Here is a 13,292-nt window from a genome sequence, read left to right on the forward strand (position 1 = left end):
CATGCCGCGTCTTCAGTGCGCCAGCAAGACCGGCACGCGCACTTCATGCAGAATCGTACGGGTCACGCCGCCGAACACATATTCGCGCAGGCGGCTATGGCCATAGGCGCCCATGACCATCCAGTCGGGCTTGAGCACGCGGATCGCCGCCATCAGCGCTTCCGCCACCGTGCGTCCATCCTGCGGCCATGTGTGGAGCTGCGTGGCGATGCCGTGCCGGGCCAGATATTCCGGTGCATCGGTTGCCGGGAACGGATATTTGCCCGCTTCCTCGACGGTCACGACATGCACCTCCTGCGCCAGCTTCAGCAACGGCACCGCCGCCCGCAGCGCCGCAGCGGCCTCCTGCGATCCATCCCAAGCGACCAGAGCGCGGCCAGCGGCCATCAGCGCCCTGGCCGATTGCGGCACCGCCATCACGGGCGTCCGCCCCGCCAGTGCCAGATCGGCGCAGATGGGCATCGGATCGCTAAAATCCTTGCGCGTACCTTCGGGCAGTGTGGCGACGATGACGTCGCTCAACTTCGCCGCCGACAGCAGGCCGCGGACGATGTCGCCATCCACCTGCCGCCAGTCCCAGCTTACGCCCTCCCGCTGCAACCGCTCCTCCGTCCGCGCCCGGACCTTCTCGTCAATGGCGCGCAGCTCATCGATCATCGCGGGGGCCAGTGACGCCCCGCCATACATGTCGGCCGCGACGAAATCGGGCAGCATCGTCACCTGCACGCAATGGATGTGGCCATCACTTGCGCGGGCGATGTCGCACGCCGCCTGCAAACGGCTTTCTGCGCCCCGGTCGTCATGAATATGCAGCAGCACCGATTTCATGGCCCTGTCTCCCTAACGCTGACTTGACTTCATCTGGCTAGGCCTGTCGGCCATGGCGCCGCCATCCGGGATAGTCCTTATATCCTTTCCTTCCGCGAAATCCGATTGCAGGGTGATGACATGGACGACGATACGCCTTGAACTTGCCCGCACGCCCGATTTTCCCAACGGATCGGCGGCACGCAGCTATGTAATGCGCCTGCCGCTGGGGAATGACGGGCTGATCGATGAACAGGAATATCGCCATCACCCCGAGTTGGCGACGGTGCGGCGCTTCTGGCCCAACGAGCCGGATCGCCATGGCTGCCTGCTGCGCACCCATGATGGCTGGGCGCTGTCCTATGAACCGGGCGAGGAGGATGATGAAAATTTCTTTCGGCTGGATGCCCACGCAATCCTGCCGGGCAGCTATCTGACGCTGACCGAACCGGACGGAGCACGCCTGCCCTTCGTGGTGAAGGCGCTCGCTGACTGATTCCGCTGTCCTGTCGGCCGGCATACGGCCTGAGCGGAACGCGGCTCCCTCAGTGGTTCAAGAATAAACCTGCGGGGGCGGCAGTCACTTCAACCGCCGCCCCCGTCGCGGAGGATCAGAATTTCATCCCCATTCCGACGCCGAAGACGAACGGGTCCAGCTCCAGCTTGACCCGCTGCACCCCAGCCGCCGTGGTCGTCAGGCGCGCCGTCGTGTCGATATCGATATATTTGACGTCCAGATTTAGAAACAGCCTGTCCGTCAGGTCGATATCGACCCCGGCCTGCCCGGCCCAGCCGAAGCTGTCAGACATATGGACCGTCGTCGCGCCAACTGCGCCCTCCAGCGCGCCCGACGGCTTTTCATTATAGAACAGCGTGTAATTGACACCTGCGCCGACATAGGGCCGGATTCTGCTTTCCGGCAGAAAATGATATTGCGCGGTCAGCGTCGGCGGCAGCACCCAGGTCGAGGCAAGTCTGCCGATCGCGCCGGTCGTCCCGGTCCGCCCGCTGGCGCTATGCTTGGTGGTCGCGGCGATCAGCTCGAACCCGATATGATCGGTCGCCATATAGGTGATGTCGACTTCAGGCATCACGCTGTTGTCAACCTTGACCTTCTCGCCCGGAAAGGCGGGCAGCACGCTGCTGCTTTTCTCGTTGGGCGCCACCATGATGCCGCGCAAACGCACGAGCACATCGCCCTTCGCAAGCCGGGCGGAAGCCGCCTGCGCCGGGGCGGCCAGAAGGGCGCAGGCGGCCGCGCCGCCCAGCAGGATCGTCTTGATTGTCATGGACTTGTCTCCATCCCTGTTGTCATTGATGCCGCTCTGCCCGTCCTGCGCGCTTCCGGCATTGATCCTGCGCAAGCGGAAATTTGACCTTCCTCAATGCGGGAAAGCGCTCGTGCGGCGACCACATGGCGCATGTGGACCTCTCATTGGTCCACGCATTTTCCAGCGCAGGACAACTCTCTGCGTTCCTGCAAAATTCGCATGATCCGGCATTATCAAGGAGTTAATCAAAATTGCGAGAAAGAGGGAGCTGGACCCGGTTCGTCTCAGACGGAAGGGGCTGGACCGCATTTTTTAACGCGGTAGGGGTCCCGGACTTCTCAAGGTCTGCTTTAGGCAGGCGGCCAATTCCGTGCCGCTGCAGGCAGCGGTGCAGCGACGACCGCGTCAGATGTAGGATCACATCCTCCAGCGCAATGTCGCATCGTCCAGCGGAAACCGCGCCTGGACCCGGAGCGCGACAATAGCAGCCTCCTCCCTTGCCGAGAGGACGGCGCTGCGGCGCTCCCGTGGGCCTATCGGCAGGTCTTCGACCGACTGCCGCCTGCGCCGCTTCAGACGGTCTTTCCGTTGATCCCGCATCGCTTCGCGAGGTTTGCGACCGAAGCTTGTGATCGCTGTAGCTCGCCTCAAATGGCGTGCCTGGTGTTGGCGCGGCCGCGAATAGCCTGGCCCTTAGCTCCCTCGCTGTGATGATGACAATTTTCCATCATCACATGCTGGGACTAAACAACTAGCAAGGCCCGTCCGCTGGGTTGAGTCTTATCAAGAGCGGCTGCATCGGTGGAGAGTAATCGGTCGCGATATATCCGGAGATCACTTCGCCCGCGCGCAATCCTGCGTTTTTCCCCTTTATGAAGAAGCTGGAAATGCCGAAGAAATAATAGCCGACCGCGACTGAATCCCCACCATATGCCCCGACGATCTCTTGTTGGCCCCGAAGAGCCAGCGGGCCCCAAACAGTTTCCACGTGAAGAAGCCGCCATCCTAAACGGCCGCGCGTTCCACCCGCGCTGCTCTTGAAGGAAGACATCACCTCCCCCCATGCGGTTGCACCGACGGGTATCGCGATGCGTCCCTCCGCACAGACAGGCGCGTTGACCCGTAATCTAAACCGGTCTCCAGCCTTTGAATTTTTGCTGCTCACTTCATCGACTACGACCAGTTGTACCCCCGTACCGTTAGGCAGCCGTGGACCGTCCGGAACCAACCCGTTTTCGGCAAGTGGCCCGGCTACCACCAATTGCGCGTCGACACTATGAGCCAGAGAAAGACCGATTAGCCACGCGCCCAATTTATATGCACCCATCATTGCGTATCCCCGCCTGCTCCATCCGCTCCGGAGTGAGAGAAGTCGTTCCGACCTATTTCTTCCCCTAAACGTGGTTCTCCGAGGCGAGCTGATATGGCTGGAGCAGCAGGGATTGGTGCCATGACTTGCGCTTGCGAGGTAGCAAACGGAAGGTCTTCATCCAAGATGGCGATGAATGCTGTGCCCTTGGGAATAGTGGCGCTCGTTCCTGTCATGATGAAGCCGAGTGGCCACGAAGTAGCAACGGCACCGATGACGGCGGCGGTTCCCGTCACCCCTTTGTCGTTTGTCGAACCCGTCAAGCGAATAAGGCGGCCTCCAAAGTTCAGGTGGACGGCACGAGCTTCTACGAAGCCCGACTTCCCCCACATCCCTTTATTGTGAACCTCAGCTATCTCCCCTTCTCCCTGTGTCCCAGCCGGAATGATTACAAGCGAATTCAGCATCACAGGAGCTGCTGTTTCGATTGCGAAGCGTTGCCCAACATAAGCCCGCTTTTTCCTGGTGGTCAGATCAGCCAGTATCCGGACCGGTACGACAGTGCCGACGGGCAAATATCTCACGGGACTGACTTCTGCCAGCGGCGTGACGCTCAATTGCGCAGTTGTCGGACTGGAAATTACGCCCGCCATGGACAGCAAAACCAATGGAAGCTTCATCAAGGCCGTTCCCCCTTCGGCTATCGGTCGCCTGCCACGCTATTCGACTGAATTCCTTAAATTAACTGGGATTTTGATCTAGCCCTGATGCATTCGAACTAATCCTGATGGATAGCCGAATAGGAGCGCCGGGAATGAGCGGACGGTTCAGATGGTAGTGCTGCACGGGCAACATCGACCAGAAAATGGCGAACGGAGGTTGGTCGCCGAAGTCCACCCCTTACCGCCATTCACCGATAGGGACATTTACGGATAGGTCTGATTCCGCTGCGGAGTCATGCAGCGGACATGGATATGCGATTTGATCTGGCGCAAAAGGCGCTCGGCGATGCCCAGGTGGCGCGGATGATGACACCGGCGGCGGGCGGCTGCGGCGCAGGCTATTGTGATCGGTGCGAGGTGCGCGATCAGGCGGTCTGCGCCGATCTCGACGCGAAGGAGCGCGAGGCGCTCAACCGGATCGGGCGGCGGGTAACGCTGAAGGCAGGGCAGACGGTGATGTGGGAGGGCGACAGCTCCACCCTCGTCGCCAATGTGATCGAGGGGACGCTCAAGCTCTCCACCTCCACCGGCGACGGGCGGGAGCAGATTGTCGGCGTGGTCTATGCGTCGGATTTCATCGGGCGGCCCTTTGGCGCGCGAACGCCGCATAGCGTCACGGCGCTGACTGATGCGCGACTTTGCCTTTATCCTCGCGGTGCGTTCGACGGCTTTGCGCGGGAGCATCCGCAGCTGGAGCATCGCCTGTTGCAACGGACGCTGGACGATCTGGACCGGACGCGCGCGTGGATGCTGCTGCTGGGGCGGAAAAATGCGCGGGAGAAGGTAGCGACCCTGCTGCTGGACATGGGTCGGCGGTTGCGGGCGGATCGGGACGGGATAATCGAGTTGCCCTTGTCGCGGCAGCAGATTGCAGATGTGCTGGGGCTGACGATCGAGACCGTTTCGCGGCAGATCAGCGACATGAAGCGGATGGGCGTGATCGCGCCGATGGGACGGCGCGGAGTGCGGATTTGCGATGCCGACTGGCTGGGGAGCCTTGCGGAAGGGGAGTGAGGGGCGGCATTTGGCCGTTCGCCGCCGGCGTCAGGCGAGAGCCTATGCCGCGTGTGCCTGGCCGGCTCTCCCCCGACCGGTCCCGCAAGCGGGAGGGGAGGATGATGCGGACCGTTCGATAAGGACATTCCCCTACAGACCCGTCCCGCCACCTTTGACACAGCTCGACGCATGAGGGCGGCGACCGCGCGAAGGGCACCGCAAAGCCTTTGATGGGGGCAGTTATGGAACAACTGGTTTGGAAGACGGGCAGCTGGTTCGCGCTCGCGACGCTCGCCTTTCTGGCTATGCTGGCGGCGGCGGATTTCGGCTTTGCCGTGCATATGGGTATCGCCTGCGCGGCGGCGCTGGCCGCGGCCGTACTGACGATGCGGCATGCCGATTATGAAGCGATTGCGCGGGGATGGCTGAAAATGCCCGCCGATCAGGGCAAATATGACGACGATCCCATTCGCTGGGGCGTCATTGCGACCGTCTTCTGGGGATTGGCGGGGTTTCTGGCGGGGCTGTATATCGCCTTGCAACTGGCCTTTCCGGCCTTGAATCTGGGGCTTGAATATACCAGCTTCGGACGATTGCGGCCGTTGCATACTTCGGCGGTGATCTTTGCATTTGGCGGCAATGCGCTGATCGCGACCAGCTTCTATGTCGTGCAGCGGACGTGCCGGGCGCGGCTGGCCTTTCCGGCGCTCGCGCGGTTCGTCTTCTGGGGATATCAACTGTTCATCGTGCTGGCGGCGACCGGCTATATGCTCGGCATTACCGAGGGCCGCGAATATGCCGAACCGGAATGGTATGTTGATCTGTTGCTGACCATCGTCTGGGTCGCCTATCTGCTGGTGTTCGGCGGCACGGTGCTGCGGCGCAGGGAGCCGCATATCTATGTCGCCAACTGGTTTTACCTGAGCTTCATCCTGACGATCGCGATGCTGCACATCGTCAACAATCTCTCCGTGCCGGTGAACTGGCTCGGGTCCAAGAGCTACAGCGCATTTGCGGGCGTGCAGGATGCGCTGACGCAATGGTGGTATGGGCATAACGCGGTGGGTTTCTTCCTGACCGCGGGCTTCCTGGCGATGATGTATTATTTCGTGCCCAAGCAGGCGGAGCGGCCGGTCTACAGTTATCGCCTGTCGATCATCCATTTCTGGTCGCTGATCTTCCTCTATATCTGGGCGGGACCGCACCATTTGCACTATACCGCGCTGCCCGATTGGGCACAGACATTGGGCATGGTGTTTTCGATCATGTTGTGGATGCCGAGCTGGGGCGGGATGATCAATGGTCTGATGACGCTGAACGGGGCATGGGACCGTATTCGCACCGATCCGATCATCCGTATGATGGTGATGGCGCTGGCCTTCTATGGCATGAGCACTTTCGAAGGTCCGATGATGTCGGTGAAGGCGGTGAACAGCCTGTCCCACTATACAGACTGGACCATCGGCCATGTGCATAGCGGTGCGTTGGGCTGGAACGGCCTCATCACCTTCGCCTGCCTTTATTATCTGACGCCGCGCCTCTGGAAGCGGGAGCGGCTCTATTCGCTGCGGCTGGTCAATTGGCACTTCTGGCTCGCGACGGTGGGGATCGTGCTCTACGCCGCGTCCATGTGGGTCGCGGGCATCATGGAAGGGCTGATGTGGCGCGAATATGGGGCTGACGGCTACCTCGTTTACGCCTTTTCCGAAGTCGTGAAGGCGACCTTCCCGCTCTATCTGATCCGGGCTGCGGGTGGCCTGCTCTACCTCTCCGGCGCGCTCATCATGGCCTGGAATATCGGCAAGACGATCGTGGGCAGTCCGTTGCGAGAAGAAAAGCCGATGAACGACGCCGCCTATGATGCTGCGGCCGATCGGCCGCTGATTGCCCAGCCCGCCTGAAGGAGTATCCGAAGATGGCAACAAAATTCTTCGATCATGGCAGGCTGGAGCGGAATGTTTCTCTGCTGGGCATCGCTGCGCTGGTCGTCGTCGCCATTGGCGGCATCGTGGAGATCGCGCCGCTGTTCTGGATCGACAATACGATCGAGAAAGTGGAGGGCATGCGGCCCTATACGCCGCTGGAGCTTGCCGGACGCAATATCTACATTCGAGAGGGTTGTTACAATTGTCACAGCCAGATGATCCGGCCCTTCCGTGACGAGACGGAACGCTATGGCCATTACAGCCTCGCCGCCGAGAGCATGTTCGATCACCCCTTCCAATGGGGCTCGAAGCGCACCGGGCCGGATCTGGCGCGGGTGGGCGGCAAATATTCGGATGAGTGGCATGTCCAGCATCTGAAGGACCCGCGCGCCGTGGTGCCGGAATCGATCATGCCGGGCTATCGCTTCCTTGCGGATCGGGAGCTGAAACTGCCCGACATGCGCAAGGATCTGACGGCGCTCAACGATGTCGGCGTACCCTATACGACCGATGACATCGCCAAGGCCAATGATGATCTCAAGGCGCAGGCCGATCCGGATGTGGACGCCAGCGATCTGCTCAACCGCTATCCCAAGGCGCAGGCCCGCGATTTCGACGGCGATCCCGGCAAGCTGACGGAGATGGATGCGCTGGTCGCCTATCTCCAGATGCTGGGCACGCTGGTCGATGTGGAGAGCGCCAGGCCGCAGGAGGTCGAACGATGAGCTACAATGACCTGCGGCATTTTGCGGATAGCTGGGGGCTGGTCTTCATGGGGGTGACCTACCTTATCCTCATCGGCTGGCATTTCCTGCCCCGAGGGCGCCAGCGAAGCGCCGAAGCCGCTCTCGCCATCTTCGAACGGGAGGACGCCGATAATGGCTGAAGAAAAGCGCATCGACGCCGCCACCGGCACCGAAATCAAGCATCATGAGTGGGACGGCATACAGGAACTGGACACGCCGCTGCCGCGCTGGTGGCTCTGGACCTTCTACGCGACGATCCTGTTCGCGATCGGTTATATGATCGCCTATCCGGCCTGGCCGATGATCGATCGGGCGACCGGCGGCGTGCTGGGCTGGTCGAGCCGGGGGGCGCTGGAAAAGGAACTTGCTGCGCGGGAGAGGCAGATTGCGCCGATCCGGCAGGCGATTGCCGCAACACCCATCACCGCTTTGCCGGGTCGGCCTGAACTCATGCAGCAGGCCATCGAGGGCGGCCACGCGGCCTTTCGCGTGCATTGCGTGCAGTGTCATGGATCGGGCGCGGCAGGATCCAGGGGCTACCCCAATCTCAACGATGACGATTGGCTCTGGGGCGGCGACCTGGCCACGATCGAGAAGACGATTACCGATGGTGTGCGCAATCCCGATCATGACGCGACGCGCCAGTCGCTGATGCCCGCCTTCGGCAAGGATCAGTTGCTTGACGCGGCGCAGGTCGACGATGTGGTGGCGCATGTTCGCGCCATCAGCGGGCAGGATAAGGTCAGCCCGGCGTCGCGGCGCGGCGCGAAGGTCTTTGCCGACAATTGCGCGGTGTGCCATGGCCCGGCGGGCAAGGGCAACCGGGAGCTTGGCGCGCCCAATCTGACCGATGCGATCTGGCTTTACGGCGGTGACGCGGAGATGATCCGGGAGACCGTCTGGAACAGCCGCCATGGCGTGATGCCGCGCTGGGACGACAAGCTGGACAAGGCGACGATCCGGATGCTCGCGGCCTATGTGCACAGCCTGGGTGGCGGCGAGGCGGCGCCTGCGGCCAAAGCTGAAACGGGGCATTGATCCATGTTGATGGCCGGGTCCGGCGCGCTCTACGAAAAGCGCAAGGGCGTCTACCCCAAGGCGGTGGACGGCTTCTATCGCCGCCTGAAATGGGCGGTGATGGCGGTGACGCTGGCCATTTACTGGGGAACGCCCTGGCTGCGCTGGGACCGGGGACCTTATGCGCCGGATCAGGCGGTGCTGGTCGATCTGGCGCATCGGCGCTTCTACATGTTCGCGATCGAGATTTGGCCGCATGAATTTTATTATGTCGCCGGGCTGCTGGTGATGGCCGGGGTCGGGCTGTTCCTCGTCACCTCGGCGGTGGGGCGGGCGTGGTGCGGCTATGCCTGTCCGCAGACGGTGTGGACCGATCTGTACCAGCATGTCGAGCGCTTCATCGATGGCGACCGCAATGCCCAGATCAAGCTGGCCAAGACGCCATGGGGGGCGGCGAAGATTACGCGGCGCCTCGCCAAATGGGCGGTATGGCTGGCAATCGCTTTCATAACCGGCGGCGCATGGATTTTCTATTTCGCTGATGCGCCGACCCTTCAGGCGCAGTTCTGGAGCGGCGCGGCCGCGCCCGTCGCTTATGTGACCGTGGGTGTGCTGACGGCGACGACCTTCGTGCTGGGCGGCTTCATGCGCGAGCAGGTGTGCATTTACATGTGCCCCTGGCCGCGCATCCAGACGGCGATGCTGGACGAAAAATCGCTGATCGTCACCTATAAGAACTGGCGCGGCGAGAAGCGCGGGAGCCTGAAGAAAGCCGAGGCGCATCCGGGCGCGTTCGGCGACTGCATCGACTGCAACCAGTGCGTCGCGGTGTGTCCCACCGGCATCGACATTCGCGAAGGGCCGCAGATCGGCTGCATCACCTGCGCGCTCTGCATCGACGCCTGCGACAAGGTGATGGGGCAGATCGGGCGGCCAAGGGGCCTGATCGACTATTGCACGCAGGAGGATGCGGAGGCCGAGCAGCAGGGGCAGGCGCCCCGGCCGGTGCTGAAGACGCTGCTGCGGCCCCGGACGATCGCCTATTTCTGCGTCTGGGGCGGGATCGGCGCGGCGATGCTGTTTGCCCTGAGCGCGCGGACGCGGATCGACATCAGCGCGCAGCAGGACCGCAACCCGATTTTCGTGCGGCTGTCCGACGGCGCCATCCGCAACGCCTATACGGTGAAGCTGCGCAATATGGAGACGCGGCCGCGCATCATGGAGGTCGGTGTGGAGGGGCTGGCGGCTCCGCTGATATGGACCGATGCGGGATCGCGCGACGGGGCGCGTGCAACGCTGCGGACGACCGTGGCGCCCGACAGTGTCGCCAAGCTGCGCGTCTTCCTGGTGCAGCGCTCCGGCGGACCGGCGCGGCAGGATTTCCGTTTCACCGTGCGCGGCATCGATAGCGAAGGCGGCAGCGACAGCGAACCTGCCCGATTTGAAAGGCCTTGAGGATGAATGGCATTTCCCGTCCCCGTCGCCGGTTTACGGGGTGGCATATGACGGCGATCCTGATCGCCTTCTTTGCCGTGGTGATCGTGGTCAATGTGCTGATGGCGACGGTCGCCGTGCGGTCCTTCGGCGGGGCCGTGGTGGAAAACAGCTATGTCGCGAGCCAGAAGTTCAACGGCTGGCTGGCGCAGGCGCGGGCGCAGAAGCAGCTGGGCTGGCGTGATGGGGTGGCGCTGGATGCAGGGCGGCATGTGCGCCTGGCGTTGAGCCGCAAGGGCGCGGGCGTCAGCGCCGTGGCGCAGCATCCGCTGGGGCGGGCCGCGGACATTCCGCTATCCTTCCGGGAGGCGGCGCCCGGCCTCTATGTCAGCGATCGCACTTTGCCCGCCGGGCGCTGGCAGATCCGGTTCGATCTGCGCCATGGCGGTGAAGCGATGCATATTTTGAGGGAGGTCGGCTGATGGCAACCCAGCCGCTGACCCCGATCGATCCGTCGGTCGAGGTGAAGGAAAGCCTGTTCGCGGTGCCCGGAATCCATTGCGCCGGATGCATCGCCAAGATTGAAAATGGCCTGCTCGCCATTCCCGGCATCCTGTCTGCGCGGGTCAATATGGCGGCGAAAAGGGTGGCGATCCGCCATGATCCGGCGCTGGCGCCGCCTGATCTCAAGGCCGCGCTCGTCGCGCTCGGGTTTGAGGCGGAGCCGCTGGCCGACCCCGGCGTCGATATCGCGGGGGCGGAGAACCGGGCGTTGCTGAGGGCGCTGGCGGTAGCGGGCTTTGCGGCGATGAACATCATGCTGCTGTCAGTGTCGATCTGGTCGGGGGCGGAAGGGGCGACCCGCACGCTTTTCCACTGGCTGTCGGCGCTGATCGCCCTGCCTACGGTCGCTTATGCCGGGCAGCCCTTTTTCCGGTCGGCCTGGGCGGCGCTGCGGCAGGGGCGCACCAATATGGATGTGCCGATCAGCATCGGTGTCCTGCTGACAACGGGCATGAGCCTGTATGAAACGGCGGTCGGCGGCGCCCATGCCTGGTTCGACGGCGCAGTCATGCTGCTGTTCTTTCTGCTGGCCGGGCGGGCGCTGGACAGCGTGATGCGGGGCCGGGCGCGGGCCGGGGTGGCGGCGCTGCTGCGACAGACCGCGCCGGGCGCTCTGGTGCTGGAGGACGATGGGTCAAGCCGCTGGATCGAGGCGAGTGCCCTGCGGCCGGGAATGCGGATGCTGGTGGCGGCGGGAGAGCGGCTGGCCGCGGACGGTCGCGTGCTGGAGGGGGAGAGTGGGCTGGACATTGCCTTCCTGACCGGGGAGAGCGCGCCGGTGCGGGTCTATCCCGGCGACGCCGTGCAGGCCGGGTCGCTGAATGTCGACGGGCCGATCCGGGTCGAGGTGACGGCGGCCGGTGCGGATACCGTGATCGCCGATATTGCCCGGCTGATGGAGGAGGCTGGGCAGGGCAAGTCGCGCTATGTGCGGCTGGCGGACCGGGCGGCGCGATATTATGCGCCCTGCGTGCATCTGCTGGCGGGGCTGTCCTTTGCCGGGTGGATGCTGGCGGGGGCTGGCGTGCATCAGGCGCTGCTGATCGCGGTGGCGGTGTTGCTGATCACCTGCCCCTGCGCGCTGGGGCTGGCCGTGCCCGCCGCGCAGATCGTCGCCTGCGGCACGCTGATGCGGCGGGGCGTGCTTGTAAAGGACGGGTCGGCGCTCGAACGCATGGCGGAAGTGAGCGAGGCCGTGTTCGACAAGACCGGCACGCTGACGCTGGGGCGGCCGATACCCGTGAACCTCAGGCGCCTTTGGCGGGAGGATCGGGGAATCCTGCTCGCGCTCGCGCAGGCAAGCCGTCACCCGCTGAGCGTCGCGCTACGGCAGGCGCTGGAGGCGGAAGGGACGAAGCCTGCCTCGCTTGCCAACATCCGCGAGGTAGCGGGCGAGGGGGTGACCGCAGAATTTTACGGCATGGCGGTGTCATTGGGGCGGCCGCGCAGCCTGATCAATCTGTTCGGTCTGGCAAGCGAATATCGGCGCGGGGACCAGCCGACGCTGCTGCAATTTACCGACGCGCTGCGGTCGGATACGCCCGAAACGCTGGATGCTCTGCGCGGCATGGGAGTGAAGATACTGATCGCCAGCGGCGACCGGCCCGATGCGCTGGAGGAGATTGCCCGCGCTACGAGGACCACCGCGATCGGCCATTTGCGGCCCGCCGACAAGCTGGCGCTGATCGATCGGCTGCGCGCCAAGGGGGAAAAGGTGCTGATGGTGGGTGACGGCCTGAACGATGGTCCCGCGCTGGCGGCGGGGGATGCCAGCATGGCGCCCGCTTCGGCCAGCGACGCCAGCCAGTTGACCGCCGATGCGGTGTTTCTGGGCGACCGGCTCGCGCCGGTGGCGCTGACCGTGCATGTCGCGCGGCGGACAGTGGAGGTGGTGAAACAGAATTTTGCGCTCGCCATCGGCTATAATGCGCTGGCGGTGCCGCTGGCCATTGCGGGCAAGGTGACGCCGCTGGTGGCGGCGGTCGCCATGTCGACATCCTCGCTGATCGTGATCGCCAATGCCCTGCGTTTGAAAGGAGCCGCGAAATGAACGGGATCGGCCTGCTCATACCGATTGCGCTGGGTCTGGGGCTGCTGGGTCTGTGGGCCTTCTTCTGGGCCTTGCGCGACGGGCAGTTCGACGACGCAGATGGCGCCGCGAACCGGATATTGATCGACGAAGATTGACCGGCGCTTCCTGTCGCAGGCGTGACCGGCAGGCGGCGACAAGGGCGCTGGCTACGGTCTTGCGGCAAGACGTCCCGCCACGGGTGACGAACGGGCAAGGTCGAGCCGGAGATGGGCTGGCCGACCTTCGCTGCTTTGCTCCATGCGGCGGACGGTGAAGATGCGCGTAGCACCAGTTCGCTGACGGGCCGTCAGTGCCGCGCAGGCATAGCGGTCAATTTCGCCGCCCGGCGCGATTTCGCTGATTTTGGGGATTTTCCATGCCATCCACCTTCTTCTGTGATGCAATTTCATAGCGTTTTTGTGAAGCCCAT

Annotated in this window: 15 protein-coding genes and 1 pseudogene; 10 read left to right on the forward strand and 6 right to left on the reverse strand. The window is 63.4% G+C overall.

All coding sequences use genetic code 11. The features are described from left to right. Window positions 1–12: 12 nt before the first annotated feature. Window positions 13–828 (reverse strand): universal stress protein, encoded by an 816-nt coding sequence (locus ACFC3J_RS07855; protein ID WP_375195628.1) that lies wholly within the window; start codon window positions 826–828, stop codon window positions 13–15. A gap of 115 nt (window positions 829–943) precedes the next feature. Between ACFC3J_RS07855 and ACFC3J_RS07860 the strand changes: the two genes are divergently transcribed. Further along, a complete protein-coding gene (locus tag ACFC3J_RS07860) occupies window positions 944–1,303 on the forward strand; it encodes a hypothetical protein (protein WP_375195629.1) in 360 nt (119 codons plus the stop codon). A gap of 115 nt (window positions 1,304–1,418) precedes the next feature. Here ACFC3J_RS07860 and ACFC3J_RS07865 read toward each other — a convergent pair whose 3' ends face one another. From ACFC3J_RS07865 to ACFC3J_RS07880, 4 genes and pseudogenes are all read right to left on the reverse strand, one after another. After that, window positions 1,419–2,096 carry an OmpW family protein gene (locus ACFC3J_RS07865; protein ID WP_375195630.1) on the reverse strand — a complete coding sequence of 226 codons (678 nt, stop codon included), beginning with the start codon at window positions 2,094–2,096 and terminating at the stop codon, window positions 1,419–1,421. A 316-nt stretch (window positions 2,097–2,412) separates the two neighbouring features. Continuing rightward, window positions 2,413–2,806: pseudogene (locus ACFC3J_RS07870) on the reverse strand (IS481 family transposase); the annotation flags it as partial. Between the two features lie 23 nt (window positions 2,807–2,829). Then, window positions 2,830–3,408 (reverse strand): hypothetical protein, encoded by a 579-nt coding sequence (locus ACFC3J_RS07875; protein ID WP_375195631.1) that lies wholly within the window; start codon window positions 3,406–3,408, stop codon window positions 2,830–2,832. Continuing rightward, window positions 3,405–4,067, reverse strand: a complete 663-nt coding sequence (locus ACFC3J_RS07880) for a hypothetical protein (protein ID WP_375195659.1) — start codon at window positions 4,065–4,067, stop codon at window positions 3,405–3,407. The genes ACFC3J_RS07875 and ACFC3J_RS07880 overlap by 4 nt, the downstream gene beginning before the upstream one ends. A gap of 288 nt (window positions 4,068–4,355) precedes the next feature. On the opposite strand from ACFC3J_RS07880, the gene ACFC3J_RS07885 reads away from it, so the two are divergent. The 9 genes from ACFC3J_RS07885 to ccoS all read left to right on the forward strand — a co-directional run bounded on the left by ACFC3J_RS07885 (window position 4,356) and on the right by ccoS (window position 12,978). Further along, window positions 4,356–5,123: a Crp/Fnr family transcriptional regulator gene (locus tag ACFC3J_RS07885; RefSeq protein WP_375195632.1), complete on the forward strand. Its 768-nt coding sequence runs from the start codon at window positions 4,356–4,358 to the stop codon at window positions 5,121–5,123. 224 nt (window positions 5,124–5,347) lie between these two features. Continuing rightward, on the forward strand, window positions 5,348–7,006 hold the full coding sequence (ccoN, locus tag ACFC3J_RS07890) for a cytochrome-c oxidase, cbb3-type subunit I (RefSeq protein ID WP_375195633.1): 1,659 nt from the start codon (window positions 5,348–5,350) through the stop codon (window positions 7,004–7,006). 14 nt (window positions 7,007–7,020) lie between these two features. Further along, a complete protein-coding gene (gene ccoO, locus ACFC3J_RS07895; RefSeq protein ID WP_375195634.1) occupies window positions 7,021–7,755 on the forward strand; it encodes a cytochrome-c oxidase, cbb3-type subunit II in 735 nt (244 codons plus the stop codon). After that, the gene (locus ACFC3J_RS07900; protein ID WP_375195635.1) at window positions 7,752–7,916 is read left to right on the forward strand and encodes a cbb3-type cytochrome oxidase subunit 3; all 165 of its coding nucleotides are present in this window, start codon (window positions 7,752–7,754) and stop codon (window positions 7,914–7,916) included. The genes ccoO and ACFC3J_RS07900 overlap by 4 nt, the downstream gene beginning before the upstream one ends. Then, window positions 7,909–8,814 carry a cytochrome-c oxidase, cbb3-type subunit III gene (gene ccoP / locus ACFC3J_RS07905; protein ID WP_375195636.1) on the forward strand — a complete coding sequence of 302 codons (906 nt, stop codon included), beginning with the start codon at window positions 7,909–7,911 and terminating at the stop codon, window positions 8,812–8,814. Before ACFC3J_RS07900 ends, ccoP begins: the two co-directional genes overlap by 8 nt. Before the next feature lie 3 nt (window positions 8,815–8,817). Beyond that, complete coding sequence (gene ccoG / locus ACFC3J_RS07910; protein ID WP_375195637.1) at window positions 8,818–10,248, forward strand: cytochrome c oxidase accessory protein CcoG; 1,431 nt, start codon at window positions 8,818–8,820, stop codon at window positions 10,246–10,248. A gap of 2 nt (window positions 10,249–10,250) precedes the next feature. Continuing rightward, window positions 10,251–10,709, forward strand: a complete 459-nt coding sequence (locus ACFC3J_RS07915) for a FixH family protein (protein WP_375195638.1) — start codon at window positions 10,251–10,253, stop codon at window positions 10,707–10,709. Beyond that, window positions 10,709–12,841 carry a cation-translocating P-type ATPase gene (locus ACFC3J_RS07920; RefSeq protein ID WP_375195639.1) on the forward strand — a complete coding sequence of 711 codons (2,133 nt, stop codon included), beginning with the start codon at window positions 10,709–10,711 and terminating at the stop codon, window positions 12,839–12,841. The genes ACFC3J_RS07915 and ACFC3J_RS07920 overlap by 1 nt, the downstream gene beginning before the upstream one ends. Then, window positions 12,838–12,978 (forward strand): cbb3-type cytochrome oxidase assembly protein CcoS, encoded by a 141-nt coding sequence (ccoS, locus tag ACFC3J_RS07925; RefSeq protein ID WP_375195640.1) that lies wholly within the window; start codon window positions 12,838–12,840, stop codon window positions 12,976–12,978. The genes ACFC3J_RS07920 and ccoS overlap by 4 nt, the downstream gene beginning before the upstream one ends. Before the next feature lie 51 nt (window positions 12,979–13,029). On the opposite strand, the gene ACFC3J_RS07930 is transcribed toward ccoS, so the two are convergent. Then, window positions 13,030–13,245 (reverse strand): hypothetical protein, encoded by a 216-nt coding sequence (locus ACFC3J_RS07930; RefSeq protein ID WP_375195641.1) that lies wholly within the window; start codon window positions 13,243–13,245, stop codon window positions 13,030–13,032. Window positions 13,246–13,292: the final 47 nt, after the last annotated feature.

Origin of the sequence: Sphingobium sp., from assembly GCF_041987595.1 — a bacterium.
In the GTDB taxonomy this organism is placed as follows: Bacteria; Pseudomonadota; Alphaproteobacteria; order Sphingomonadales; family Sphingomonadaceae; genus Sphingobium.

What these genes read in the sequence shown, in the direction of transcription:
- ACFC3J_RS07855 (WP_375195628.1), bottom strand. Translation starts at nt 828, where the DNA reads ATGAAATCGGTGCTGCTGCATATTCATGACGACCGGGGCGCAGAAAGC.
- ACFC3J_RS07860 (WP_375195629.1), top strand. Translation starts at nt 944, where the DNA reads ATGACATGGACGACGATACGCCTTGAACTTGCCCGCACGCCCGATTTT.
- ACFC3J_RS07865 (WP_375195630.1), bottom strand. Translation starts at nt 2,096, where the DNA reads ATGACAATCAAGACGATCCTGCTGGGCGGCGCGGCCGCCTGCGCCCTT.
- ACFC3J_RS07875 (WP_375195631.1), bottom strand. Translation starts at nt 3,408, where the DNA reads ATGATGGGTGCATATAAATTGGGCGCGTGGCTAATCGGTCTTTCTCTG.
- ACFC3J_RS07880 (WP_375195659.1), bottom strand. Translation starts at nt 4,067, where the DNA reads ATGAAGCTTCCATTGGTTTTGCTGTCCATGGCGGGCGTAATTTCCAGT.
- ACFC3J_RS07885 (WP_375195632.1), top strand. Translation starts at nt 4,356, where the DNA reads ATGGATATGCGATTTGATCTGGCGCAAAAGGCGCTCGGCGATGCCCAG.
- ccoN (WP_375195633.1), top strand. Translation starts at nt 5,348, where the DNA reads ATGGAACAACTGGTTTGGAAGACGGGCAGCTGGTTCGCGCTCGCGACG.
- ccoO (WP_375195634.1), top strand. Translation starts at nt 7,021, where the DNA reads ATGGCAACAAAATTCTTCGATCATGGCAGGCTGGAGCGGAATGTTTCT.
- ACFC3J_RS07900 (WP_375195635.1), top strand. Translation starts at nt 7,752, where the DNA reads ATGAGCTACAATGACCTGCGGCATTTTGCGGATAGCTGGGGGCTGGTC.
- ccoP (WP_375195636.1), top strand. Translation starts at nt 7,909, where the DNA reads ATGGCTGAAGAAAAGCGCATCGACGCCGCCACCGGCACCGAAATCAAG.
- ccoG (WP_375195637.1), top strand. Translation starts at nt 8,818, where the DNA reads ATGTTGATGGCCGGGTCCGGCGCGCTCTACGAAAAGCGCAAGGGCGTC.
- ACFC3J_RS07915 (WP_375195638.1), top strand. Translation starts at nt 10,251, where the DNA reads ATGAATGGCATTTCCCGTCCCCGTCGCCGGTTTACGGGGTGGCATATG.
- ACFC3J_RS07920 (WP_375195639.1), top strand. Translation starts at nt 10,709, where the DNA reads ATGGCAACCCAGCCGCTGACCCCGATCGATCCGTCGGTCGAGGTGAAG.
- ccoS (WP_375195640.1), top strand. Translation starts at nt 12,838, where the DNA reads ATGAACGGGATCGGCCTGCTCATACCGATTGCGCTGGGTCTGGGGCTG.
- ACFC3J_RS07930 (WP_375195641.1), bottom strand. Translation starts at nt 13,245, where the DNA reads ATGGCATGGAAAATCCCCAAAATCAGCGAAATCGCGCCGGGCGGCGAA.